Origin of the sequence: Rhodovulum viride, from assembly GCF_003265965.1 — a bacterium.
GTDB lineage: Bacteria > Pseudomonadota > Alphaproteobacteria > Rhodobacterales > Rhodobacteraceae > Rhodovulum > Rhodovulum kholense.
Genome location: NZ_MUAV01000010.1, coordinates 125,248 through 150,047, shown reverse-complemented (window position 1 = coordinate 150,047; position 24,800 = coordinate 125,248). Strand labels below are relative to the sequence as shown.

24 protein-coding genes and 1 pseudogene are annotated in these 24,800 nt (G+C 65.9%); 9 read left to right on the top strand and 16 right to left on the bottom strand.

What is annotated here, in order from left to right; translation table 11 throughout:
• Positions 1-148 precede the first annotated feature (148 nt).
• The gene (gene cutA, locus BYZ73_RS10815) at positions 149-457 is read left to right on the top strand and encodes a divalent-cation tolerance protein CutA (protein ID WP_112315951.1); all 309 of its coding nucleotides are present in this window, start codon (positions 149-151) and stop codon (positions 455-457) included.
• Between the two features lie 47 nt (positions 458-504).
• On the opposite strand, the gene BYZ73_RS10810 is transcribed toward cutA, so the two are convergent.
• Positions 505-765, bottom strand: a complete 261-nt coding sequence (locus BYZ73_RS10810; RefSeq protein WP_112315950.1) for a DUF6455 family protein — start codon at positions 763-765, stop codon at positions 505-507.
• A 5-nt stretch (positions 766-770) separates the two neighbouring features.
• Positions 771-1,040, bottom strand: a complete 270-nt coding sequence (locus BYZ73_RS10805) for a DUF6455 family protein (protein WP_108026899.1) — start codon at positions 1,038-1,040, stop codon at positions 771-773.
• A 182-nt stretch (positions 1,041-1,222) separates the two neighbouring features.
• Between BYZ73_RS10805 and BYZ73_RS10800 the strand changes: the two genes are divergently transcribed.
• Positions 1,223-1,462, top strand: coding sequence for a hypothetical protein (locus tag BYZ73_RS10800; RefSeq protein WP_108026896.1), 240 nt, complete (start codon positions 1,223-1,225; stop codon positions 1,460-1,462).
• A gap of 18 nt (positions 1,463-1,480) precedes the next feature.
• Here BYZ73_RS10800 and BYZ73_RS10795 read toward each other — a convergent pair whose 3' ends face one another.
• Positions 1,481-2,050, bottom strand: coding sequence for a lytic transglycosylase domain-containing protein (locus BYZ73_RS10795; protein WP_245943117.1), 570 nt, complete (start codon positions 2,048-2,050; stop codon positions 1,481-1,483).
• A gap of 203 nt (positions 2,051-2,253) precedes the next feature.
• Between BYZ73_RS10795 and ssb the strand changes: the two genes are divergently transcribed.
• Together ssb and BYZ73_RS10785 are read left to right on the top strand one after the other, a co-directional pair.
• Positions 2,254-2,733: a single-stranded DNA-binding protein gene (ssb, locus tag BYZ73_RS10790; RefSeq protein WP_075785201.1), complete on the top strand. Its 480-nt coding sequence runs from the start codon at positions 2,254-2,256 to the stop codon at positions 2,731-2,733.
• 38 nt (positions 2,734-2,771) lie between these two features.
• Positions 2,772-3,854 carry a site-2 protease family protein gene (locus tag BYZ73_RS10785; RefSeq protein ID WP_112315949.1) on the top strand — a complete coding sequence of 361 codons (1,083 nt, stop codon included), beginning with the start codon at positions 2,772-2,774 and terminating at the stop codon, positions 3,852-3,854.
• 45 nt (positions 3,855-3,899) lie between these two features.
• Here the strand turns inward: BYZ73_RS10785 and lipA are convergent, their stop codons facing one another.
• Both lipA and BYZ73_RS10775 read right to left on the bottom strand, forming a co-directional pair.
• Positions 3,900-4,850, bottom strand: a complete 951-nt coding sequence (gene lipA / locus BYZ73_RS10780) for a lipoyl synthase (RefSeq protein WP_112315948.1) — start codon at positions 4,848-4,850, stop codon at positions 3,900-3,902.
• 80 nt (positions 4,851-4,930) lie between these two features.
• A complete protein-coding gene (locus tag BYZ73_RS10775) occupies positions 4,931-5,866 on the bottom strand; it encodes a LysR substrate-binding domain-containing protein (protein WP_112315957.1) in 936 nt (311 codons plus the stop codon).
• A 299-nt stretch (positions 5,867-6,165) separates the two neighbouring features.
• Here BYZ73_RS10775 and BYZ73_RS10770 point away from each other — a divergent pair.
• Positions 6,166-6,322: pseudogene (locus tag BYZ73_RS10770) on the top strand (IS5/IS1182 family transposase); the annotation flags it as partial.
• A gap of 340 nt (positions 6,323-6,662) precedes the next feature.
• On the opposite strand, the gene BYZ73_RS10765 reads toward BYZ73_RS10770, so the two are convergent.
• The 6 genes from BYZ73_RS10765 to katG form a co-directional block, all read right to left on the bottom strand.
• Entirely contained in the window at positions 6,663-6,791 is a 129-nt protein-coding gene (locus BYZ73_RS10765) for a transposase (RefSeq protein WP_181498021.1), read from the bottom strand.
• Between the two features lie 142 nt (positions 6,792-6,933).
• Positions 6,934-8,073 carry a sensor histidine kinase gene (locus BYZ73_RS10760; RefSeq protein WP_112315946.1) on the bottom strand — a complete coding sequence of 380 codons (1,140 nt, stop codon included), beginning with the start codon at positions 8,071-8,073 and terminating at the stop codon, positions 6,934-6,936.
• A gap of 3 nt (positions 8,074-8,076) precedes the next feature.
• On the bottom strand, positions 8,077-8,553 hold the full coding sequence (locus BYZ73_RS10755) for a response regulator (protein WP_245943115.1): 477 nt from the start codon (positions 8,551-8,553) through the stop codon (positions 8,077-8,079).
• Positions 8,538-10,868, bottom strand: coding sequence for a PAS domain S-box protein (locus BYZ73_RS10750; protein ID WP_112315945.1), 2,331 nt, complete (start codon positions 10,866-10,868; stop codon positions 8,538-8,540). The genes BYZ73_RS10755 and BYZ73_RS10750 overlap by 16 nt, the downstream gene beginning before the upstream one ends.
• 9 nt (positions 10,869-10,877) lie before the next feature.
• Positions 10,878-11,558, bottom strand: coding sequence for a response regulator (locus BYZ73_RS10745; RefSeq protein ID WP_181498020.1), 681 nt, complete (start codon positions 11,556-11,558; stop codon positions 10,878-10,880).
• A 326-nt stretch (positions 11,559-11,884) separates the two neighbouring features.
• Entirely contained in the window at positions 11,885-14,092 is a 2,208-nt protein-coding gene (gene katG, locus BYZ73_RS10740; protein ID WP_112315943.1) for a catalase/peroxidase HPI, read from the bottom strand.
• Between the two features lie 297 nt (positions 14,093-14,389).
• On the opposite strand from katG, the gene BYZ73_RS10735 reads away from it, so the two are divergent.
• Together BYZ73_RS10735 and BYZ73_RS10730 are read left to right on the top strand one after the other, a co-directional pair.
• Positions 14,390-15,085 (top strand): M48 family metalloprotease, encoded by a 696-nt coding sequence (locus BYZ73_RS10735; RefSeq protein WP_112315942.1) that lies wholly within the window; start codon positions 14,390-14,392, stop codon positions 15,083-15,085.
• 85 nt (positions 15,086-15,170) lie between these two features.
• Positions 15,171-15,914, top strand: coding sequence for a helix-turn-helix transcriptional regulator (locus BYZ73_RS10730; RefSeq protein WP_112315941.1), 744 nt, complete (start codon positions 15,171-15,173; stop codon positions 15,912-15,914).
• A 301-nt stretch (positions 15,915-16,215) separates the two neighbouring features.
• Here the strand turns inward: BYZ73_RS10730 and BYZ73_RS10725 are convergent, their stop codons facing one another.
• Both BYZ73_RS10725 and BYZ73_RS10720 read right to left on the bottom strand, forming a co-directional pair.
• Positions 16,216-16,755 (bottom strand): RSP_2648 family PIN domain-containing protein, encoded by a 540-nt coding sequence (locus BYZ73_RS10725; protein WP_112315940.1) that lies wholly within the window; start codon positions 16,753-16,755, stop codon positions 16,216-16,218.
• Positions 16,752-17,960 (bottom strand): RSP_2647 family RNA methyltransferase, encoded by a 1,209-nt coding sequence (locus tag BYZ73_RS10720; protein WP_245943114.1) that lies wholly within the window; start codon positions 17,958-17,960, stop codon positions 16,752-16,754. Before BYZ73_RS10720 ends, BYZ73_RS10725 begins: the two co-directional genes overlap by 4 nt.
• Before the next feature lie 120 nt (positions 17,961-18,080).
• Here BYZ73_RS10720 and edd point away from each other — a divergent pair, with 120 nt between their 5' ends.
• The gene (gene edd / locus BYZ73_RS10715; protein ID WP_112315939.1) at positions 18,081-19,886 is read left to right on the top strand and encodes a phosphogluconate dehydratase; all 1,806 of its coding nucleotides are present in this window, start codon (positions 18,081-18,083) and stop codon (positions 19,884-19,886) included.
• Positions 19,887-19,949: 63 nt separating this feature from the next.
• A complete protein-coding gene (eda, locus tag BYZ73_RS10710; RefSeq protein ID WP_112315938.1) occupies positions 19,950-20,591 on the top strand; it encodes a bifunctional 4-hydroxy-2-oxoglutarate aldolase/2-dehydro-3-deoxy-phosphogluconate aldolase in 642 nt (213 codons plus the stop codon).
• A gap of 19 nt (positions 20,592-20,610) precedes the next feature.
• Here the strand turns inward: eda and ade are convergent, their stop codons facing one another.
• The 3 genes from ade to BYZ73_RS10695 all read right to left on the bottom strand — a co-directional run bounded on the left by ade (position 20,611) and on the right by BYZ73_RS10695 (position 24,562).
• Positions 20,611-22,308, bottom strand: coding sequence for an adenine deaminase (gene ade, locus BYZ73_RS10705; protein ID WP_112315937.1), 1,698 nt, complete (start codon positions 22,306-22,308; stop codon positions 20,611-20,613).
• Between the two features lie 152 nt (positions 22,309-22,460).
• Positions 22,461-23,903, bottom strand: a complete 1,443-nt coding sequence (locus BYZ73_RS22740; RefSeq protein WP_181498019.1) for an AAA family ATPase — start codon at positions 23,901-23,903, stop codon at positions 22,461-22,463.
• Positions 23,903-24,562 (bottom strand): hypothetical protein, encoded by a 660-nt coding sequence (locus tag BYZ73_RS10695; protein WP_112315936.1) that lies wholly within the window; start codon positions 24,560-24,562, stop codon positions 23,903-23,905. The genes BYZ73_RS22740 and BYZ73_RS10695 overlap by 1 nt, the downstream gene beginning before the upstream one ends.
• Positions 24,563-24,800: the final 238 nt, after the last annotated feature.

Below are 24,800 nucleotides of genomic sequence, written 5' to 3'. Positions count from 1 at the left end.
ATCGTCTTGCAGGTCGGCTTCGGAGGTCTGCTCATGCTGCCCGGCTAGCATGCTGGATTCACGAGATGAATCCCCTGGATTTGCGCAACAACGCCCACGAACGCCCTTATGATGGCGCTCTCAATCCTGACAGGTTCGGAAAAACGAAATGATCCACGTCGTCACGACCTGCCCCGACATCGACAGCGCCCGGGCCATCGCGCGTGCCGCGCTCGATGGCAGGCTCGCGGCCTGCGCCAACATCCTGCCGGGCGTCGTCAGCCTGTTTCACTGGCAGGGCCGCATCGACGAAGAGCCAGAATTGCAACTGACGCTGAAAACCGACGACTGGCACCGGGCCGCCCTGGTCGCGCTGATCGCCGAGAACCATCCCTACGACCTGCCGGTCATCACCTGGGAAACGGTCGAAACGACGCCCGAGGCCGCAGCCTGGCTGACCGCCGAAACGACAGCCTGACCGCCGGGCGCCCGCAGCTAGTCCGCCCGGCGTCCGGTCCGGCGGCCTCAGGCGGGTTCCTTCAGCGCCTCCAGACGGACACCCACGGCGCACCACTCGGGCAGCCGGTCGGCGCCGGTCACCTGATGGCCCATCCAGCGCATGCACTCCTCGGCGCGGCCGCAATGGGCGCAGGCAGCCACCAGTTCCGAATATTCGCCCCGCCCCAGTTGCCCGGACCGGAGAGCATCATTGAGATTGACCCCGATGGTGCGCGCCATCCCCTGGGTCAGCCAGAAATGTTTCGACAGCCTGCCCTGGTCTTCCATCGCCCTCAGGCGGACACCAACCGTGCCCGCATCGCCTCCAGAAGATCCTTGTTGCGGCAGAACCCCGGCGTCTCGTCGGCCCCGGCATCGTGAGACCCGAGCCAGCCCTTGCATTGCGAGGGATCGGTGCAACCGAGGCAGCGCGAGACGGTATCTTGCATGTCTTCGGGGGTCCAGCGACCGGCCATGGTCTCTTCGTCAAGATCCACGCCAAGCACCTCTGCCATCTTTTCAACAAGATGGGCGTGTTCGTCGTATTTGGTTTGACCCGACATCGAAGGTCTCCTGTCGATTTCGAATTGATGGAACTAGACCGCAAGAGCCCGCGGGGCGCCTTGATGCGTGTCAAATCGGGGCCCGGGCCGGACCACGGACGCAACAGCGGCGCTGTATACGTATCGACCAATGCCGACCAAGACCGCTTCACAAGCCGACCGCTGACGGCTAGCCTTGCGCCATGTTCAGCATCGAGCACGATTTCGACGCCACAATCATCACCCTGGTCGACGAGGGTCCGCAGCATCTGCAGGAGGACGTGACGATCACGGCCTTCGAGGATTGCGTGACGGTCGAGCAGCTGGACCCGCACACCGACAGGGTCCAGAAGATCACCCTGTCACTGGCCCAGCTACACGAGCTTGGCGCGGCCCTCGACCTGCCCGAAGGGGTTTACCGGATCGCCTTCGACCGTGACTAGACCCGGCCGCGGACGGGATCAGCTTCCCCAGATCCGCCGGACATAGGTCTGCGTCTCCTGGTACGGCGGGACGCCGCCGTGCTTTTCGACAGCTTCCGGCCCGGCATTATAGGCGGCAAGCGCCAGCCGCCAGGATCGGAACCGGTCGAACTGCCGCCGCAGATAGCGCGCGCCCCCGTCTAGGTTCTGGTGCGGGTCGGTCGGATCGACCCCAAGCCTGCGGGCAGTGTCCGGCATCAGCTGCGCCAGCCCGATGGCGCCCTTGTGCGAGACCGCGCGCGTGTTCCAGCCGGATTCCTGCTGCACGAGCCGCAGGAACAGGTCCTCCGGCACACCGTGCTTGCGCGCCGCATCGCGCGCCACATCCACGAACGCGCCCCGGTAGCGGCCCGAATAGAGCAGGCTCCCCTGCGAAGGCGTATGCACGCGATCGGGTTGCAGACGAACCGAATTCGAATACTGCTGGGCGGCACGACCGTCGAGCACCCGGGTCTGGGACTTGAAAAGCGTCAGGCGCGCTTTCGACGACACGACGGACTCGGCCTGACCCGGCGTGGCATGCGAGGCATATGCAGCCAGAACCGCCAGCGCGATCGCTGCAAGCCGTGGCTTCACTCTCGTCCCTCCCCCGTCTTGGGTGTTTTCGCGCCCGGGACTATAGGAATAAAATGCCGCGCTGGCCAGCCCGCCCGTCGCCGCGGACCGCCCGGATGCGCCGTCGCTATGATCCCCCTCCGGGGTGGTGTAAACGGGGACACGATGGAACACCAAGATTCGAAAAGAGGGCACGCATGGCAGGTTCGGTGAACAAGGTCATCCTGATCGGCAATCTCGGGCGCGACCCAGAGGTGCGCAGCTTCCCCTCGGGCGGCAAGGTCTGCAACCTGCGGATCGCGACGTCGGAAAACTGGAAGGACCGCAATACCGGCGAGCGGCGCGAGCGCACCGAATGGCATTCGGTCGCGATCTATTCCGAGCCGCTGGTCCGCGTCGCCGAGCAATATCTGCGCAAGGGATCGAAGGTCTATATCGAAGGCCAGCTCGAGACCCGAAAATGGCAGGACCAGTCCGGCCAGGACCGCTACACGACCGAGATTGCCCTGCGGCCCTACCGCAGCGAGCTGACCATGCTCGACGGCCGCGACGGCGGGGGGAGCGGCGGCGGCAATTATGGCGGCGGCAGCGGCGGGTATGATCAGGGCGGCAGCCGCGGCGGCGACTATGGCGGCCCCCAGCCTGCGGGCGACTTCGATGACGAGATCCCGTTCTGAGCCATAGCCGGGATACGGAGTGAAGGGAGCCTGCGCCGATGACCTGGTCCTATCCTGTCGGGCAGGTATTCGGGTCCGAAATCAGGATCCACGCGACCTTCTTCCTGCTTCTAGCCTGGATCGGCGCCGCCGCCTGGATCGCGGGAGGGCCGATCGCGGCGGCGGCAAACCTGATCTTCTTGCTGGCTCTCTTCACTTGCGTCGTGGCCCATGAATTCGGCCACGCGCTGACCGCCCGACAGTTCGGCATCGCGACACCCGACATCACGCTGCTGCCCATCGGCGGGCTCGCCCGCCTCGACCGGATGCCCGAGCGGCCGGGGCAGGAAATCGCGGTCGCACTGGCGGGGCCAGCCGTGAACCTGACGATCTGGCTGCTGCTGATCGTTCTCGGCGCCAGGACGGAAATGACCGGGGCGATCGCTATCGAGGATCCGGCGGCGGGGTTCTGGACCAAGCTCGCGACGGTGAACCTCTTCCTCGCGCTCTTCAACCTGCTTCCCGCCTTTCCGATGGATGGAGGGCGGGTGTTTCGCGCCTTGCTGGCAATGCGCCTCGGCCGGGTCGCGGCCACTCGATTCGCGGCACGTTCCGGCCAGGCGCTGGCCTTCGGCTTCGGGTTTCTCGGGCTCATCACCGGCGATGCCGTGCTGGTGCTGATCGCCATCTTCATCTTTGCCGCCGCCGGGGCCGAAAGCGCGGATGTCGCGCTGCGGGACATGGCACGGCATCTGCGCGCCCGCGATGCCATGATCACCGATTACGAGGCGCTGCAGCCGTCCGACACGCTTCGGGCGGCCTCCTCGACGCTGATCCGGACCGCGCAGCACGAGTTTCCCGTGGTCGATGCGGGCGGAGGCCTGCGCGGCATGCTGACCCGGAGCGTTCTCTTTCAAGCGCTCTCGGAGGGGCGCGATACCAGCCCGGTGGCCGAAAACATGGCGCGCGGCATTCCGACCGTGCCTCTGGCCGCCCCGCTCGATGCGGCGCTTGACGCCCTGCAGGATACGGGCGCACCGGCCGTCGCGGTCACGGACCCCTCCGGACGAATGATCGGGTACATCACGCGCGAGAATATCGGCGATCTGATCGTGATCTGCGGACGCGACCGCCACCGCTGACGCCGCGAAAATTCTGCGAATTTTCGGCGCACCGCCCGGCGCGCGCTATCCTTGCGCCAGCCGCGCCTCGCGCGCCGCGCGCAACCTGGCGAAATCCTCGCCCGCGTGATAGCTCGACCGCGTCAGGGGCGTCGCTGAAACCATCAGGAACCCCTTGCCATAGGCTGCCTTCTCATAGGCTGCGAATTCCTCCGGCGTCACGAAGCGGTCGACCCCGTGATGCTTGGGCGTCGGCTGCAGGTACTGCCCGATGGTGAGGAAATCGACATCCGCCGCCCGCAGGTCGTCCATCACCTGATGTACCGCCTGGCGGTCTTCGCCGAGCCCGACCATGATCCCCGACTTGGTGAACATTGCCGGATCGATTTCCTTAACCCGCTGCAGCAGCCGAAGCGAATGGAAATAGCGCGCCCCCGGCCGAACCTCGGGATAAAGCCCCGGCACCGTCTCGAGATTGTGGTTGAAGACATCGGGCCGCGCCGCGACCACCGTCTCGACCGGCCCGGGCCCGCATTTCAGGAAATCCGGGGTCAGCACCTCGATCGTCGTCTCGGGGGCGCGATGACGCACGGCGCGGATTGTCTGCGCAAAATGCTCGGCCCCGCCGTCCTCAAGATCATCGCGATCGACCGAGGTGATCACGACATGCCGGAGCCCCAGTTTCTGGACCGCGTCGGCGACGCGGCCCGGCTCGAAGACGTCCAGCGCGTCGGGTCGGCCCGTGGCAACGTTGCAGAAGCTGCAGCCGCGGGTGCAGATTTCGCCCATGATCATCATGGTCGCATGGCCATGCGCCCAGCACTCGCCGACATTGGGGCATCCGGCCTCTTCGCAGACGGTGGACAGGCCGTGTTCGCGGATCACACGGTGGGTATCGCGATACCCCTCTCCTCCGGGCGCACGCACCCGGATCCAGGCCGGTTTCTTCGGCTGGGGGGCATCAGGACGGCGGGCTTTTTCGGGATGGCGTTCGGCCGGGTTCTTCAGGTCGCGCAACTGGGATCTCCCTGACGGGACGGGTCGCCCCCTATTAGGCTCTTGTCACCGCGAAGGCAACCGGCAGCCCCGAGCCCGGCTCAGCCGCCGACGGCCGCGCGGGCATCGTCGGTCAGGCTTCGGCCCGCCTCGGCCAGGATGGCCGCCAGCGCCTCGAACCAGCCGTCGTCGCGCGAGAGCCGCCGACGGACCAGGCCCAGCCGCCGCGCCGGCTCGGGCGAGGCAAAGCGGTGCACCGCCAGCGACGGGCTCGCCGCCCGTTCCGAGGCAAGCGCGATTTCGGGCAGGAACGTCAGCCCAAACCCCTCGGCCGCCAAACCGCACAGCGTGGCCAGCGACGAGGCGCCCAGATCGACCCGAATCTCGTCGCGCCGCATTCCGCAAACCTCAAGCGCCTGATCCGCAAGGCAATGCCCCTCATCAAGCAGCAGCAACCGGTCGGGATCGAGCGATGCCGGCCGCACGCCTTCGGTCCCGGCGCCCAAAGCCGCGATCTGCCGCGCCGATCCGGCCAGTAGGAAACGATCCTCGAAAAGCACTGCCTCGACCAGATCGTCGCGTCCGGCCGGCAGCGCCACCAGGGCGGCATCCAGCCGACCCTCGTCGAGATCGGCCAGCAAGCGGTCGGTGCGCGCCTCGCGGACACCGATCTCCAAGGTCAGGTTCTGGGCCCGGATCAGCGGCAGCGCCTTCGGCAAGAGATAGGGCGCCACCGTCGGAATGAGCCCCAGGCTCAGCCGCCCGCCGAGCCCACGCTGCCAGCGGGCAGCATCTCTCATGGCGCGAACCTCCTGCATCACCCGTTGCGCATGCCGCAAGAGGTCGTGACCAGCCGGGGTCAGAACGACGGCACGGGGCTGCCGCTCGACCAGCTGGACGCCAAGCTCGGCTTCGAGATCGCGGATCTGCACCGACAGGGCGGGCTGGCTGACATGCACGACCTCGGCCGCCCGACCGAAATGCCGGGTCTCGGCTAGCGCGATGAAGTAAGTCAGCTGGCGAAGCGTGATGTTCATGACCAAGGCCTATCAAACCGGCGGTACAACGCAACTCGGTCCGGTCGTGGCGAGAGCATGCCGGAAATGCCACACGCCTCCGCCTCCACCGGCGCACAGCCGAAAGGATGGCTATCCCGCGTCAGTCCTGGCGTCCGCTGGATCGGAGCTGACAGACTGAAATCAGGCAACAGCCCGGCCGATCTGGGCATTCGCCAGCTTTCGCCATATTTTTCAATATACTGTGCGGCAGGCGCGAGGTGATTTCGCGCGTTTGTGCTGAAACAGGTTTGACCGATTTCGGCCCCGTTAAAGAGCACGAAGGCGGGCTGAACTCGAAGCTGCACATGGTCCGCGACGCATTGGGTCGGCCGCTGACCTTCTTGCTGTCGCCCGGCCAGATGAGCGGCGCGGGTTATGCTGTAGGCCTTGCCGCCTGCCAAAGTGCTTATGGGTGATAAGGGTCATGACGCCGACTGATTCCGTTACGCCATTGAAGACAAATGAATTTCCGCCTTCATCCCGACCCGGCCTGGGCGCAAGGACCCTCTGATCCGCCCCGGGCTTACCGGAGAGTAAAACACTCAAAGGATAAGCCCTATGACGACGAGACGATTCACCCCCGCCTATCCGGCTGAGCTACGCGAGCGTGGCGTTCGCTGTTTCGTGAGAACCGCGCTGATTATGCCAGTGACAGCGCGGCATACCGTGCAATCGCGCCCAAGCTTGGCTGAACGCGCCCCGGTCGGTGATGGGGCAGGTCATGCAGCCGCGCCCCAACGGAACGGCCTTTCGTCGCGCCATATTTGGTGCATGATCACCGCCAGCTTCCTCGCGACGGCGAACTGATGCCGTGGCGCCGGCAGATGTCGTCGACCTCCGCTCCAACCTCGTGCTCCTTCAGCCAACCGACGACCTTCTCTGCAGAGAAGCGTTTTCGCTTCACGGGTCTTCCTCCTTCATCCAGTCAAAGGTGGAAAATTCCAGGTCGCAATGGCCCGGACATCGGGGGAAGGTCAGTTCGCGGCTTTCCCGTTCCCCGGGCCAGCCAAATGGCGGACGTTCACGTAGCGTCCGTCTTCCGCGCCTCAGCGCGAGACCGTTGCATCGCTCGGACGCCGGGACCAGATTCTCGAGGCGATCCCATCGACAGGCGCGTTGGCTCCAGGCACGCGAAACCGCATCAGCGTTCCGCCATAGGGGTTTGCTTCGCACCAGATGCGGCCGCCATGCCGCTTGACGATCTTCTGGCACGTGGCCAGCCCCAACCCGGTCCCGGGCTTGTCTGTCGCCCAGGACAGACGTTGAAACGGCTCGAAAATGCGCTGCCGGTATTCTTCGGGGACCCCGATACCGCGATCCGCGACTTCGAAAAGCACATCTCCATTGTCGAGCCGCCGGGCCGAGATCCGGATTTCGGGGGGATTCTCGCCGGAATACTTGATTGCATTGGACACCAGATTCTGCAGAAGCTGAGCCAGCATCGCGGGGCTGCAAAATACATCGAACTCCGACAGATCGACATCGACCCTTGCACCGCTTTCGCGAATATCCTGATCCAGCAATGAAAGCGCATTATCGACAAGCTCGGTGGCGCGCACCGTCTCGAAGACTGGATTGATGTCCATGCGAATATGATCGGCCAACGTTTCAACCAGCTGAGACATCTGAGTTGCTGTCTTCTTCATCATTACCATGAGCTTCTGCAGCTCCGCGGATTGAAGCTCGCCCAATTCCTCGTCGAGCTGTTCACAGATGAAGCGGATGCTGCGGATCGGCGCACGGAAGTCATGAACCAGCACATTCGAGAATGTCAGCAATTCCTGCCGCTGTTCTTCGACTCTCTGCGCGAGACGCACCATTTCGACTGCCCGGACCAGCATCCTCTCAAGCCCGGACTGATTGATCCGGGACTTCGGGGTATAGTCGGCGGCCCCTGCAAGAATTGCGGACTTGGCGATCTGCTCGTCGCCCTGACCTGTCATGAGAATGAAGGCGGCGCCGGGCCATTTCTTTCGCAGGGTCTCAAGCCCGTCCAGCCCGTTCTCGCCGGGAAGAACGTAATCTATGAAAACCGCATCGAGCGCCTCCGAGCTGTGTTCGAGCGCCGCATGCACCAATTCCGCTTCGCAAATGGATCGGCACATCCCGGATCGTTCCAACAACCGGCGAATGAGTTTCCGGTCGCCAGCGTCGTCATCGATGATCATGACATCCAGATCGCGCATCTTCTAGTCCTCGCTGAGGCGAATATCCGGAAAGCTCACTATATTCCAGAAGCGATCCAGAGTCTCTATGAGTGAAGCAAAGTCGCGTCCGGCCTTTTGCTTGAGAATATAGCCGGAAATACCCGCCTCATAGGCAATGCGTTTGTCGTCATCGTCATTCGACGTCGTCAGCACAAAGACCACGACTTGCCTGAGGCTGCGGTCATTTCGCAACTCCCGCAAGAATTCGAGGCCGTTCATCCTTGGCATCCGGATGTCGGCCAGCACGATATAGGGAGAGGCGGGAACCGGGCGGGAAACGCCGCGCATGATCGACAGGGCTTCCACACCGTCAACGGCGCGGGTCAATGTCGCTTCGATTTGCGAGCGGTTCAAAGCCCGGCGCACAGCCTTGGCGTCACCGTCGTCATCCTCGACGATCAGAAGGTTCAGCGGCGTCCGGCCAAGGCGATCAGCATCCTGCGTCATGCCGCGCGCCACGCCGATTTGCCCGACTTCGCACAGACCTTCGGCCAGACCACGTGCATTGTCGTGCCGCGACCGCCGTCGCTTTCGATCCGAACTTGCCCCCCAGCGATCCGCACGTATTTCAGGACCATCGCGAGCCCCATCCCGCTGGCCTCGACCTCGTCGCGGGGACGCAATGTCTGGAACATTTCAAAAACCTTCTTGTGATAGGCTGGCGGAATGCCAGGGCCGTCATCGCTGACCGACAGGCAATAGGCGTCATCCGTTTCGCTGCCCGAAAGACGAACGAGCCCGGTCGGCCGGTCATGGTGCTTTAACGAATTCCCAAGAAGATTCAGCAAGATCGTCTTGATCGGCATATTCGGAATATGCAGCTTGTCGAAATCGGGCGTCACTTCGAACGTGAACCCCTCGGGAAGGTTCAGAAGCCCGCGCAACTCGCTGGCAAGCTCCCTGCCCTCGACGATCTGGGCCTTTTCTTCGATCCGGCCAATCCGCGAATGGTTCAAGAGATCGTCCAGAAGCCGCTCCATCCGCGCGACCCGGCTGCGCAGCAGGTTCATGCTGTCGCGGGTGTCGTCATTGAGATATGGTGCCAGATCTTCCTCGAGCCAGGCAGAGGCATTGTCGATGACGCGAAGCGGCGCCTTCAGATCGTGCGAGGCGAAATAGGCGAAGGCATCGAGATCGGCATTAGAACGTTCCAGCGCCTGAACGAGCGCCTCGCTCCGGGCCTGCGCCTCGCGCCGGCTGGTCACGTCGCGCAGCACGCCAATGAACCGCGTTCTGCCGGCATGGCTTGTGCTTGCGACCGAGATCTCGACGGTGATCGCGGTACCATCCTTGCGCCGTCCGGGCATCTCGCGCCCGGCGATCAGACGCTGCGGCGTCGCCTCACCGATCCGCCTGCGCATCATCCTGTCGTGTTTGACGGCCTCTTCTTCGCTCATCAGCATGCACACGTTGCGACCCAGCAGTTCGGAGGGTTCGTATCCGAAGATCCGGGCCAAGGCGGCATTGGCCTCCTCAATGACACCCTCCTGATTTATGGTGATCAGCCCATCCGCCGCCTCGGCGAAAATCGCGTTGAGTTTCGCCGATTTCTGATAAAGCCGTTCGTTGAGCTTGACGACGGCGCGGGCCAGTTCTGCGACCTCGTCGTTGCTGTCGGGGATGAGGCTGCGCAGATCGTCGCCAGGTTCGCTGGCACGCAAACCGCGTGCCAGCCTGTTAAGCGGTCCTGTAAGCCTGTTGCCGAACAGCCAGGCCACGAGGCCGGCCAGGATCGACAGCACGATGCCGACCGCAAGCCCATAGACAAGCTGCTGACGGATCGGCGCGAAAAGATACGGGGTCGGCAGTTCGGTCACGACAAAGATGTCGGTCCGCAGAAGCAGATGATCCCCCCGGCTCAGCGAAGCCGCGCTGAGCCCGGTGACATTGATCGCCCGTTGCCAGCCGATCTTGGTCGCCCGCGTCGACCCGGACGGTGCGATGCCGCCAAGGTCCGGCAGATCCTCGGCACGCCAGCCCGGAGTGCCATGAAATCGCAGCGGCCCGGGTCCGGTAACCGGATCGTAACGCATGAAATCGCCGGATGCCGTCATGGCCGTGACGGCATACCCGTCCGCCGGATAAAGATCTGCGGCCCGCAGGATCGATGCGAAATCGGCATTGATCACCAGCGCTCCGACGGCGCGACCATCGGGGCCAGGCACCGGCACGACAAGACGAATCGTCGGCGGCCCCTCTTCGCGGCCATATTCCCGGTTCAGGGTGACCCGCGAGAAGAACGGCTGCCCGGCATCGAGCGCGGCTTCGTCGGCCAGATAGGGTTCGTCTCCCTTCGACTGCAACGCACTGCGCCGAACGACTTCCGTGCGGTCGCTGACCCGGTTCACGCGCACGACTTCGCGCCAGTTGTCGTCGCGCCCGATATAACGCATCTGCGAATAGTGCGGCCGGGTCCGCAGGACAGAATCGAAGACCGCCTCGAGCCGCCGACGCCAGTAGATGTCCGGCGGCTCCTTGACCGTCTGATCGTGCAGTCCCTGACCCGTGGCCGTCACCACACCGTCGATTTCCGGAAGAGTCGCGATGTTGCGGCCGTCGGACACCATCAGATCCAGTTGCTGCAACAGCCGTTCTGCAAAGAACCCGCCGGCGAATTCCATCCGCGACACCGCGGCGGTGCGATACCACTGGACGCCGAACAGGTTCACCGCAGCGAAGAATAGACTTGCCACAAGGACGACGAAAAAGGCCATCAGGGCGAGTTTCACGCCCAGACTGATCTGCCGGCCGGCGATGACCTGACTCGTTTCCAACGGTCTACCCTATCTCAACAGTCGTTCCGTCTTCGGTTGGGCCTCGAGAGCGAGAATGGTCTTCATGTTCTCGAGGTATTCGAACAGGTCGAGGCAGGCCCGCTCGGCCTCGACGGCCTCCTTGCGGATCTCGGAATGGCCCTCGACAGACTGGGTCACCACACGGATCTTGCGCAGCATGCCCGACAGTATGCCACGAATATCGGCCGCGCAGGCGGCCGAAAACCGTTCGAGCATCTGCTCCACCTCGACCCGCGCCTCGCGTTCGTGCAAGATCGCGGCCCGGTAGATCTCGCGCTCGATCGCGGCGGTCACCGCGCGGCGGATCATCGAGATGGTCAGTTCGTCCTTGACCAGATAGTCCGAACAACCCGAGCGCATCGCCTCGGCGACCGTGGCGGGGTCGTCGGAACTGGTGATCATGATGGCGATGGCCTTGGACTGATCGGGATGGGCCTTGAGCAGTTCGAGCGCGTCGAGCCCGGTTTCCATCTTCAGATCGTAGTCGAGAAAGACCATATCATAAGAGGTTTCGTCCAGCGCGGCGCGGAAATCGTGGATGCTTGCCGCTTCACGCACCCGGAACTTGAGCCCGGCGCGCAGGCACAATTTCTTCAGGCGCAGCCGGTCGATCTCGTTGTCGTCGAGCATGAGCACGACAAAGCTCCGCTCGGCGGGACGACGAGGCACAGGTAGACTGTTCGTTGGCATATTCGTCATGTCAGGAAACCTTGATCACGAGCCAGGAAACAGGCGATCTGTCAGCGATCGGCATCCTTGGCGGAACACTACTTGCATGATTTGCGCCGCGGGTTAACGTTACGTAAAATAGCGATCCATTTCACCAGAAAACCGCATTGGATAAACTGAATTCGCTGCAAAAGGCCGAAATTGGCCGCACTCGCTTCACATACTTGAAACGGGCAAGGAAAAGGGCCGGAGAGCGGCGCCACCGCTCTCCGGCCCCCGGGGAGGACGGGTCCGCCCGGACCCGCCCGCCAGCGGCATACGTCCGGTCAGGCCAGATCGAACCGGTCGGCATTCATCACCTTCGCCCAGGCCGCGGCGAAAGCCTCGGCAAAGGCCAGACCCGCCTCATCCTGAGCATAGACCTCGGCCAGCGCCCGCAACTGCGAGTTCGACCCGAAGACCAGATCGACCCGGGTCCCGGTCCATTTCACCGCGCCGCTCGCCCGGTCGCGGCCCTCGAACAGGGTCTCGTCGGCATCGGTCGGCACCCAGACCGTACCCATATCCAGAAGGTTGACGAAGAAGTCCGTCGTCAACTGCCCGGGGCGGTCGGTAAAGACGCCATGCGCGCTTTGTCCGGCATTGGCGCCCAGCATCCGGAGCCCGCCGACCAGAACCGTCATCTCTGGCGCGTTGAGGGTCAAGAGTTGCGCGCGGTCGATCAGCATCTCTTCGGCGGTGACGCTATAGGCCCCCTTCTGGTAGTTGCGGAACCCGTCGGCGACCGGTTCCATCACCTCGAAGGACTCGGCATCGGTCTGCTCGGCCGTGGCATCGGTGCGGCCGGGCGCGAAGGGCACCTCGACCGGATGCCCCGCATCGGCTGCAGCCTTTTCCACGGCAGCCGACCCGCCCAGCACGATCAGATCCGCCAGCGAGACCCGCTTGCCGCCCGAGGCCCGCGCGTCGAAGTCCGCCTTGATGCCCTCGAGCACCCCCAGCACCCGCGCCAGCCGCTCGGGCTCGTTCACCTCCCAGTCCTTCTGCGGCGCAAGGCGGACGCGTGCGCCATTGGCGCCGCCCCGCTTGTCCGACCCGCGGAAGGTCGAGGCCGAAGCCCAGGCGGTCGAAACGAGCTCGGCCACCGTCAGGCCCGAGCCGAGGATCTTGGCCTTCAGCGCAGCGATATCGTCCGCATCGATCAGCGGATGATCGGCCGCCGGCACCGGGTCCTGCCAGATCAGGTCTTCGGAGGGCACCTCGGAGCCGAGATAGCGCGATTTCGGTCCCATGTCGCGATGCGTCAGCTTGAACCAGGCCCGTGCGAAGGCATCGGCGAACTCGTCGGGGTTTTGGTGAAAATGGCGGGCGATGGGCTCATAGATCGGGTCCATCCGCATCGCCATGTCGGCGGTGGTCATGATGATCTTTCGGTTGCGCTCGCCGGTTTCCGGGTCGGGGGCGTGATCCTCGGGCTTCAGGTCCTTGGGCGTCCACTGCCAGGCCCCGGCGGGGCTTTTCGTCAGCTCCCAGTCATAGCCGAAGAGCACGTCGAAATAGCCCATGTCCCAGGTCGTCGGATTGGGCGTCCAGGCGCCCTCGATGCCGCTGGTGATCGCATCGGCCCCCTTGCCGCTCCCATGCCGGCTGAGCCAACCGAGCCCCATCGCCTGCAGCGGCGCGGCCTCGGGCTCGGCGTCCAGAAGGCCGGCATCGCCCGCCCCATGGCATTTGCCGAAGGTATGCCCGCCCGCGGTCAGCGCGACGGTCTCGTAGTCGTTCATCGCCATCCGCGCGAAGGTCTCGCGGATGTCGCGGCCCGAGGCGACCGGGTCCGGATTGCCGTCCGGCCCCTCGGGGTTGACGTAGATCAGCCCCATCTGCACCGCGGCCAGCGGGTTCTCCAGCTCGCGATCGCCCGAATAGCGGCTGTCCGGCTTGTCGCTGGTCGCCAGCCATTCGCGTTCCGAGCCCCAGTAGATGTCTTCTTCAGGCTCATAGACATCCTCGCGCCCGCCGGCGTAGCCGAAGGTCTTCAGCCCCATCGATTCCAGCGCGACATTGCCCGCGAGGATCATCAGATCGGCCCAGGAAATGGCGTTCCCGTATTTCTTCTTGACCGGCCAGAGCAGCCGCCGGGCCTTGTCGAGGTTGACGTTGTCGGGCCAGCTGTTCAGCGGCGCGAAACGCTGGGTCCCGGAGCCGCCGCCGCCGCGCCCGTCGGCGGTACGGTAGGTGCCCGCGCTGTGCCAGGCCATGCGTATGAAAAGCCCGCCGTAATGGCCGTAATCGGCCGGCCACCAGTCCTGGCTGTCGGTCATCAGCGCGTGCAGGTCGGCCTTGACCGCCTTGAGGTCAAGCGCCTCGAAGGCCTTGGCATAGGAAAAGCCCGGAAGCATCGGGTTTCCGGCGGTCGGGTTCTGGTGCAGGATTCTCAGGTTCAGCTGGTTCGGCCACCAGTCGCTGTTCGACTGCCCGCCCATCGTCGTGTGCAGCACCGGGCATTTGCCCGCGGGCCTATCGTTTCCGTCCATCTCGTCCTCCGGGTCGTTCGTTCGAGGGTCAAATCCGAATGCGGAGGAGCGTGGACGGGGCCGCAAGCGCCCGCAGCGACCGGCTTGCCCGGCCGCGGCACCCGCGGACCTTGTCCGCTTCCTCCCTGCAGACGTTTTACCAGAGTCGCGCGATACATGGAATTTGGCATTAATGATATTTACGATAGGATCGGCTTATAGCCCTAATCCTGCGCGCCCGCTTCGCGCCTCGATGGGACCAGCGCGAATGGGGCCAGTGCGATTGTTTCGGGCGCGCGGCGTCCCATATCTCGGGGGATGCTGAAACTGACCCCGATCCTTCTGGCGGTGCTCTATGCGCTTGCAATGTACCGGTTCTCGGCCTGGCGGACCGGGCGCGAGCTCGATGCCCGGTCCTCGGAGCTGGCCGATCCCGCGTTGAAGGCGCTAACCGACCGGATGGCCCGGGCGCTCGACCTGCCGCGGATCCGCGTCGACATCTACGAGATCGCGCCGGTCAACGGGCTGGCCGCGCCCGACGGGCGGATCTTCATCACCCGCGGCTTTCACGACCGCTACCGGGCGGGCGAGGTGACCGCCGAGGAGCTGGCCAGCGTGATCGCCCATGAACTGGGCCATGTCGCGCTTGGCCACAGCCGCCGCCGAATGATCGACTTCTCCGGCCAGAATGCCATGCGGACCGCGCTGGCCATGGTTCTGGGCCGGTTCCTGCCCGGCATCGGCGTCTATCTGGCCAATGCTCTGGCCTCGCTCCTGGCCGCCCGGCTCAGCCGTCAGGACGAATACGAGGCCGATGCCTATGCCGCGGCGCTCTTGACCAAGGCCGGGATCGGGACCGGACCGCAAAAGACGCTCTTCGAGAAACTCGACCGCGTCACCCAAAGCCGGGGCGGCGCCATGCCTGCCTGGCTGATGAGCCACCCGCGCACCTCGGACCGCATCGCGGCAATCGAGGCAATGGAGACCCGTTGGGCTCCGGCGAGGAAGACGTAGCGTCGACCCTTGAAACATGTATCCTTAATGAACTTTTTACCCTGGCTCTGCTAGGTCCGAGTCCTGTTGCCCAGAGTTGCGAGTCATGAGTTTCGATACCCAAGGCCTCGACTTTGCCGGAACGCTGCGTGCGCAACGCTCGTTCGACGCGGCCTGGCAGGTTTTCAACGATCACCTGTGCGCGCATGGCGTGTCGCATGCCATCTATGCGCAGGTGCCGTCGGTCCGCGTAGGGTCGATCTCGCGCGAGATGATCTATCGCTCGACCTATCCCGAGGGTTTCACCCAGCGCTATGCCTCGGAAGGAATGGTCGATCACGATCCGCGTGCGCATTACTGCGAATCCAACGCCGAGGCCCCGCTTGTCTGGAACCGTCCCGGCGACAACCTTGCAGTCGATCCCGGGGCGCGCGACGTGCTGGGTCTGTGCGAGGATTACGGCCTGAGCTTCGGGATGACGCTGCCGCTCAGCCGCCGGTCGCCGTTGAACCGGGCCGGCATGGGCTTGGCCTTCGCCGCGCGCACGCAGGCCGAGGCCGAAGACATCGTTACCGACAGCGCGGGCGCGATCCTCAGCACGGCTGCCCTCTTCCATGCCCTGGCGCAGACCCCTGACATTGCCGCAGACATGATCCGGTTGTCGCTGCGCGAACGGGAATGCCTGCTCTGGTCCGCGGCCGGGCTCCGCAACAAGGAAATCGCGTTCCGGCTGTCGATCTCCGAAAAGACGGTCGAGCATCACATGGCCTCGGCGATGAAGAAGCTGCATGCGCTTAACCGGACCCATGCCGTGGCCCGCGCCCTGATCCTTGGCCTGATCGCCCCCTGACCTGCCGTGACCCCACGTGCATGAGGGAAAATCCCCAATTCCCGCCGGGCGTGGCAAAGGCATATTTGGACCACCCTTTTTCAGGGGGCGGTGGATCGGTCGGATCGTGTCCGGTGGGGGCCATGGGCCTATCGTGTCTGGTCGTCGTGTCAGGCCGATATGGGATCGCGTCCGGGACCGGCACCGCAGGAGAGAGCGATCTCTCTTCATTTTTCGGCCTTTGGCCACATGTGCGGGAAGCGGTGGAGAGTGGCCGGCGCTTCCCGCTTTTCCCTTTGCGAGCGTTGCCGCGGGCCGTGGCTCAGCCCAACGCCTTGCCCAGACGGGGCAGCCGCGCCCGCTTGAGCAGCGCGCGCAGGGCCATCGGCTCGCCCGCCATCCGTTCGGCAGCGGCATGGACCTCGGCCACGGCCCGTTCGACAGGACCCGGATCGGCCAGCCACAGATCCATCAGGAACCCGTCCGGCGCGGCCCGGACCAGCCCCTCGGCCTCCAGCAGATGGCCGGGAAAGTCGCGCGCGTTTAAGGTCAGGATCGCATCGGCTCCGCCTGCCACGGCGGCCGCCAGCACATGCACGTCGTTCGGGTCGGGCAGCCAGAGCCGCGCCTCGAGCGCCGCCTTCGGCGCCACCTCGGCCCCTGGCCAGGCGGCGCGCAAAAGCGCGATCTCGGCCCGGGCCTGCGCCTCGCCGGTCGGACCGATCTTGCGCGCGGCTCGCGCCCATTCCTCGAGGATGCGGGCCGACCAGAGCGGCGTGAACAGCCCCTGCCCCGCGACCTTCAGCACCACCTCGCGCAGCACGGTCGGATAAAGGACGCAGGCGTCCAGCAGCACCTTCATTCGGTCAGGCGGAAGGCCAGCGCCTTCAGATAGCCCGACTCGGCAAGATGCGGCAGCACAGGATGGTCGGGCCCGGCGAAGCCCGTGTAAAGGATCTGCCCGCGTCGCCCGGCCTTGCCGATGCCGCGCGCGCTGGCAGCCCGGAATTTCGCCAGATCGGCGGCATGCGAACAGGAACACAGGACCAGATACCCGCCCGGCGCCACCAGCCCCGCCGCCAGCCGCGCCACCCGCTCATAGGCCCGAAGCCCGGCATCGAGCGCCGATTTCGACGGCGCAAAGGCGGGCGGATCGCAGACCACCAACTCGAACTGCGCGCCCTCGGCGCCCAGCGCCGCCAGCGTGTCGAAGGCATCGCCCTTCCGGGTCGCAAACCGCCCGGCCAGCCCCGAGGCCTCGGCCCCGGCCTCGGCCAGCGCCAGCGCGGGCTCGGACCCGTCGACCGCAAGCGCGCTTTCGGCACCGGCCGCCAGCGCCGCGAGGGCAAAGCCCCCCACATGCGAAAAGACGTCCAGCACCCGGCCCCCCTTCGCCAGCCCCGCCGCGAAGGCATGGTTCGGCCGCTGGTCGTAGAACAGCCCCGTCTTCTGTCCGCCGGTCAGATCGGCCATGTAAGTCGCGCCATTCATCGGAACCGGTACCGGCCCCTCCAGCGCACCTTGCAGCACCAGCGTCTCTTCGGGCAGCCCTTCCAGCCCACGCACCCGGCCCGAGCCGTTCTTGACCGCGGTCTCGACGCCCGTGACCTCGACCAGCGCAGCCACCAGCGCCTCCAGCCGACTCTCGGCCCAGGCGGCATTCGGCTGCACCACCGCAGCCGCGCCGAAACGGTCGATGACGACCCCGGGCAGCCCGTCGGCCTCGGCATGGACCAGCCGGTAGAAGGGCGCATCGTAAAGCCGTTCTCGCAGCGCCAGTGCCGCCCCGATCCGGGCCGCGAACCAGGCCTGATCCACCACCGCCTCGGGGTCGCGGTCGATCACCCGCGCCACGATCCGCGACAGCGGATTGACCGCCGCCAGCCCCAGCGGCCGCCGCTCGGCATCTTCCAGAACCGCCAGCGTTCCGGGCGCCAGCGCCTTGGTGCGCCGGTCCATGACCAGCTCGTCGGAATAGACCCACGGAAAGCCATGGCGGATGGCGCGCGCCTCGGCCTTGGGCATCAGGCGGATCGTGGGATAGTCGGTGCTCGGTTCGGTGCTCATGGGCCTCTCCTACGGCCTGACGGTGGCGGCGGGAAGGGGAATCGCGCGGCCCGCCCGCCCTTTCCCCGTTAGCGCTAACGTTCTATATCGGACCTTATCCACCCGCGAGAGGAGACCGCCATGCCGCTTCACCCCGTGCTCGAAGAGGTCACCCGGGCCATCGTCCGCCGCTCGGCCGACAGCCGCGCCGCCTATCTCGACCGGATCGCCCGCGCGGCCGATCAGGGTCCCGCCCGCGCCCATCTCACCTGCGGCAACCAGGCCCATGCCTATGCCGCCTCGGGCGCGGCCAAGAGCCTTCTCGCCGAAGGCCGCGCCCCCAATCTCGGGATCGTCACGGCCTATAACGACATGCTCTCGGCGCATCAGCCCTTCGAGCGCTTCCCGGCGCTGATCCGCGACGCCGCACGGGACGCCGGAGCCACCGCCCAGGTCGCGGGCGGCGTGCCCGCCATGTGCGACGGGGTCACCCAGGGCCAGACCGGGATGGAGCTGTCTCTGTTCTCGCGCGACGTGATCGCGCTCGCGGCGGGGGTCGCGCTCAGCCACAACTGCTTCGACGCGGCCGTCTTCCTCGGCGTCTGCGACAAGATCGTGCCGGGCCTCGTGATCACCGCGGCGAGCTTCGGGCATATCCCGGCCGTCTTCCTGCCCGCGGGCCCGATGACCTCTGGCCTGCCCAATGACGAGAAATCCAAGGTCCGCCAGAAATACGCCACCGGAGAAATCGGCCGCGACGCGCTGATGCAGGCCGAGATGGAAAGCTATCACGGCCCGGGCACCTGCACCTTCTACGGCACCGCCAATTCCAACCAGATGCTGATGGAGCTGATGGGGCTGCACCTGCCCGGCGCCAGCTTCGTCACTCCGAACACCGCCCTGCGCGACGCGCTGACGGTCGCGGGCGCGCAACGGGCGCTCGAGATCACCGCCCAGGGCAACCAGTACACGCCCGCGGGCCGGGTGCTGGACGAACGCGCCTTCGCCAATGGCATCGTCGGGCTGATGGCGACGGGCGGGTCCACGAACCTCGTGCTGCACCTGCCCGCCATGGCCCGCGCGGCAGGCATTCTTCTCGACATCGAGGATTTCGCAAGGTTGTCCGAGGTCACGCCGCTGATGGCCCGGGTCTATCCGAACGGGTTGGCCGACGTGAACCATTTCCACGCGGCGGGGGGCCTCGGCTACATGATTGGCGAGCTGCTGGCGGCCGGTCTCCTGCACCCCGACACGCTGACCGTCGCGGGCGAGGGGCTCGCGCATTACACCCGCGAGCCAAAGCTCGTCGATGGGACCCTCACATGGACCGAAGGCGCGGGCGAAAGCCTTAACGACAAGATCCTGCGCCCCGCCGCCGACCCGTTCCAGGCGACAGGCGGCCTGCGCGCGCTCAGCGGCAACCTGGGTCGCGGCATCATCAAGGTCTCGGCCGTCTCCTCGGAACGCCACGCGATCGAGGCGCCCGCGCGCATCTTTCACGATCAGGAGGAGGTCAAGGCAGCCTTCAAGCGGGGCGAATTCACCTCCGACACCATCGTCGTCGTCCGCTTCCAGGGCCCGCGCGCCAACGGGATGCCGGAACTTCATGCCCTGACCCCCACCCTGTCGGTCCTCCAAGACAGGGGCCTCAAAGTCGCCCTCGTCACCGACGGGCGGATGTCGGGCGCCTCGGGCAAGGTCCCGGCCGCGATCCATGTCACCCCCGAAGCGGTCGATGGCGGCCCGCTCGCGCGGCTCCGGGACGGCGACCTGATCCGGCTCGACGCGCCCGCCGGCCGGCTCGACGTGCTGACCGAAGGCGCGCTCGACCGCACCCCCGTCACCCCCAACCTCTCGGCCAACGAGACCGGATTGGGGCGCGAACTCTTCGCGGCCTTCCGGGCCCATGCGAAATCCGCAACCGAGGGCGCGGGGATCGTTGTCTAGCCGCTTCTTCTTGGCCTAAATACCCACCGAACCGTCAGACGACCGCGCGAAAGGACCGCCAGAATGACCCCCCATGCCGCCAGCGAGATCACCGAGGCGCTCTGCCGCAAGGCCTCCGTCATCCCGGTGCTGGTGATCGAGGATGCCGCCCTTGCCCGTCCGCTGGCCGAGGCGCTGGTCGCAGGCGGCCTGCCGGTGCTCGAGGTCACGTTACGCACGCCGGCCGCGCTCGACGCGATCCGCGAGATGGCGGGCGTCGAGGGCGGCGTGGTCGGCGCAGGCACGCTGCTGACCCCGGCGGATGTCGAGGCCGCCACGGCCGCGGGCGCCCGGTTCGGGGTCTCGCCCGGCTCCACGCCCGCGCTTCTCGATGCGGCGCGGGCGGGCGACCTGCCGCTTCTGCCGGGTGCCGCGACCGCCTCCGAGGCGATGGCGCTTCTTGAAAAGGGCTACAGCGTCCAGAAGTTTTTCCCGGCCGAAACCGCCGGCGGCGCGGCGGCCCTGAAAGCGCTGGCCAGCCCGCTGCCGCAGATCCGGTTCTGCCCGACGGGCGGGGTCAGCCTCGCCAATGCCGCCAGCTATCTGGGCCTGCCGAACGTGCTGTGCGTCGGCGGCTCCTGGGTCGCGCCGAAGGACAAGGTCGCGGCGGGCGACTGGGACGCCATCGTGGCGCTGGCCCGCGAGGCCGCCGCCCTGCCGCGCTGAGCGCCCGCGGGGGGCGCCGCTAGCCGATGATCTCGAAGGCCTCGACATCGACGAGGCCGCGATCGGTGATCTTCAGCGCCGGGATCACCGGCAGCGCGATGAAGGCCAGCTGTAGGAACGGCTCGTCCAGCACCACGCCAAGGCCCTTCGCCGCCGCGCGCAAGTCCTTCAGCCGCGCCTCGACGGTCTCGAAGGGCTCAAGGCTCATCAGCCCCGCGACCGGCAGCGCCAGCTCGGCCAGCACCGTCCCGCCCTCGGCCACGACAAAGCCTCCCTCGATCTCGGACAGCCGGGTCGCGGCCAGCGCCATGTCGGCCTCGGATACGCCCACCGCGACGATGTTGTGATGATCGTGACAGACGGTCGAGGCAATCGCCCCCCGCTGCAAACCGAAGCCGCGCACGAAGCCGACGGCGATATTGCCGTTCCTGCCATGCCGCTCGACCACCGCGACCTTGGCCAGATCGCGCCCCGGATCGGCGCGCTTTTCACCGCCCTCGGGCGGCACCTCCTCGATCAGATGCTCGGTCAGGATCTTGCCCGGCAGGATGCCGATGACATGGGTCTCGGCCGCGTTCGAGGTGGCGCGGAAGCTGGCGGCCGTCACCTTCGGCGCCCTAACCGACCCGCGCCCGACCGGCGCCACCTCTTCGCGCGCGGCGAAAGCCTCGGCCGAGGCGACCCGCCCACCTGCCAGAACCAGCCGCGCCCGGCACTCCGCCAGATCCTCCAGAGCCACGATATCGGCCCGCTTGCCCGGCGCGATCTGGCCGCGATCCTTCAGCCCGAACGCCTCGGCCGCCGACAGCGAGGCGGCGCGATAGGCCGCCGGAACCGGTATGCCCTGCCCGATCATCCAGCGGATCATGTGATCGAGATGGCCCTGCTCGGCGATATCCAGAGGGTTCCGGTCGTCGGTGCACAGACACATATAGGGCGAGGTCCGTTCGCTCAGCAGCGGCGACAGCGCCACCATGTCCTTCGAGACCGATCCCTCGCGGATCAGCACCCGCATGCCCTTCTGCAGCTTTTCGCGTGCCTCGGCAGCACTCGTCGCCTCATGTTCGGTGCGGATGCCCGCCGCGATATAGGCGTTCAGATCCTTGCCGGACAAAAGCGGCGCATGGCCATCGATATGGCCGCCGCGAAACGCCTCGAGCTTGGCCAGAACGCCCGGGTCCTGCATCAGAACGCCCGGATAGTTCATCATCTCGGCCAGACCGATGACCTGGGGGTGATCCTTCAGCGCGACCAGCGCCTCGGCCTCGATCCGCGCGCCCGCGGTCTCCATCTCGGTCGAGGGCACGCAGGACGACAGGTTGACGCGAATGTCCATCACCGTGCGGGTCGCGGCCTCAAGGAAATAGTCGATGCCCTCGACCCCGATCACATTGGCGATCTCGTGCGGGTCGCAGATTGCGGTCGTCACGCCGCGCGGGCAGACGCAGCGGTCGAATTCCAGCGGCGTCACCAGCGAGCTTTCGATATGCAGATGGGTGTCGATGAACCCCGGCACCAGCGTCAGCCCCGAAACGTCGAGCACCTCGCGCCCCTCATAGGCCGCGCCGATACCGACGATGGTGTCGCCGCAGATCGCGACATCGCCCGGGATCGTCTCGCCGGTCACCAGATCGAGCACCTGCCCGCCTCTCAGCACCAGATCGGCTGGAACAAGCCCGCGCCCCTGGGCAATCAGATCGGAAAGCGGCTGGGCCATGGGCGACTCCTTGGCATGGGACTGCCGGAAGGGTCGCAAGGCCGGATGACACAATCAAGACGCGAAAGAACCGGCCCACCGCACGGCATCTCAGAAAGGCTGCGGGCGCGAGCACTCGCGGCTCTGGTCGGCCCGGCGAAGGCGCACGGCCTCTATCCGGCCGCGCGGGCTCCGGTCAGGCGCGGCGGCTGCCAACGCTCGAGCAGACCATTGACCCCTTTCGAGGTCCCGACCCAGATCGCGCCCGACAACACCGCCGACAGGCCCAGCGCCAGCCCCATGAGGACCCCGCCCGGCACCTCCGCTCCTCCCTGCGCCTCGCTCAGTTCCGATGCAATCCAGGCCTCGGCCAGCTTGACCCCGACCGCGACCAGCAGCAACAGGCCCCCGACCTCCCGGCCCCGGATGACCCCGCCCCGCGCCCTGGGGTCGAGCGCCCTCAGTGCCGCAGCGCTGACCAGCACTCCCCAAAGCGCCGACACTGGCGCATAGGCCAGCGCCTGCACATAGATGAAGGGAAAACGGCCGGAAAAGCCGCAGATCGCGATCAGAAGCGAAACGCCCAGCACCAGTACCGACCAGATCATCAGGAAGGACAGCAGATAGTCCTGCGGCCGCATCCGGTCGTGATGCTCGGCACCGCTTTCGGCCTGTCGGCCATGGGCCAGTGCGCTGCCGACATAGCACCCCTGCAAGAGCGGCCAGCAGATAAAGAACAGCCCCAGGATCAGCCAGACGGGCCGTTCGGGATCCGAAATCCCTTTCCACGTCGCGAACGGCCCTCCGGCAAAGGGCAGCTTTCCGCTGAGATACAGCACCGCCAGCACGAAAAGCAGCACCATGGGGAAGGCCAGCCCGAGCCAGAGGTTGAAATCGACGCCGATCCGGGGTCGCAGCCCCAGCAGACCGAAAAAGCGCTTGCAGCTCGAATAGGGCGCCGCAAGCCCGATGCAGATCGCAAAGCGCAGCGTCTCGTCCCAGAGGTCCTCCAGCTTTTCGCTGAGATCGCGCAGCCGCTCGCTTTGCACCTCCATGCTCTTGGCGCAGAGCGGCACGAGGGCGCGCAGACTGGCGATCTGGCGGTGCAGGTGCTCGATGGTCTTCTGCACGTCGTCGTCGGCACCGGCGGGCGGAGCGAAGCCCACCCCCGCGCTGGACGGCTCGGTCTCGACGATGCGGTTGAACTCGGCTTTCAGCACCGGGATCACGTCGTCGAGCCGGGACACCGGGATCGACGTGAGGGTAGCGCCGATCTCTTTCAGCACCGCGGCATGGCGAAGCCGCTCCCGAAAGGCCGGAAGATGCGCGTCGGCCACATGCTTCAGCAGCAGATTGGCAACCCGAACCACCTGGGTGTCGATCGCCGCAACCTCGGCCCGGATGCGCTCGACCTTGTCGACCAGCTGAGCGCGCAGACGGTCATGCTCGGCCAACCGCGCGGCGACCTCTTCGGGCAGCTCGCCCCGGGTCATACGCCACAGGATGAACTCGATCCGGGCCAACCGCTCCAGCCGCTTCTGCGCCAGGTCGCGGGCGGTGGGGTTGAGGTCGATCTCGTCATAGGCGGGCAGGTCCTCGCGCTGGCGGAACTGCATCAGGAATTCGTCCGCGAAGCGGCCCGAAATCGGCTCGGCGGTATCGGGCCGGCTGAGTTCCTCGAACAGCTGCTCGGCCTGACGCGGAATGAGTGCGTTGTTCTGGAAAGCCCCCGCAGGCGGCGCTCCCAGTCCGAGGAATAGAACGCGACGACGATGCCGACCGCAGCAGCAACCGACCAGCGCGTGTCGCCCCCCGGCGAGACCGACAGCAGGACCTTGTCGACTTCGCTGAGGAATTCGTTGTCGGGCATCAGCGGAAAGACCAGCGTCATCGCCTGGTCTGCCACCGTCGGAAAGAACACGAGAACAAGAAAGAGGCCCGTAATCACCAGACCATAAAGCACGGCCCAGGCGCGAAACCGGAACCGCGTGGTGAAATAGCGCGGGCCGTGTTCGGGAAATCCGACCGGTCCGCGCGCCCGGGATGGCCAGCCGTTGAACCGGAAGGCGAAAGCCCCCCAAACGACGAGGCAAGCGGACCACAGGACGACCGTATCCGCCGCCAGCCCGTCCTCCGGCAGACCGGCGCCCGCGCTTCTGAGAATATTGACCGATACCGCCCGCAATTCGCTTTCGATAAGCGTCAGCTCGCTGGAATGGCCGACAACAATGACCGCAGCCGAAACGGCGATAATCCAGAAAATCCAGACAAACATAGGATGACCTCAAATATCTTTTGTCCGGTCCCCGCAGCTTTGTTTATCATGATTCCAGATCTTTCAGAATGTCCAATTGCCAAGGGAGGCAGCCTCATGCCTCGATCTCGCAAAGCACCTTGTGAACTTCTTTCTGCACTGATCTGCCTTTCAAGCGTTTTTCTTTTCGCGTCGCTCGGCGCGGCCGCAAATGCCCAGCCGGCCGGTGCGCTCTGTTCGGGCACGATCCGGGTCGGAC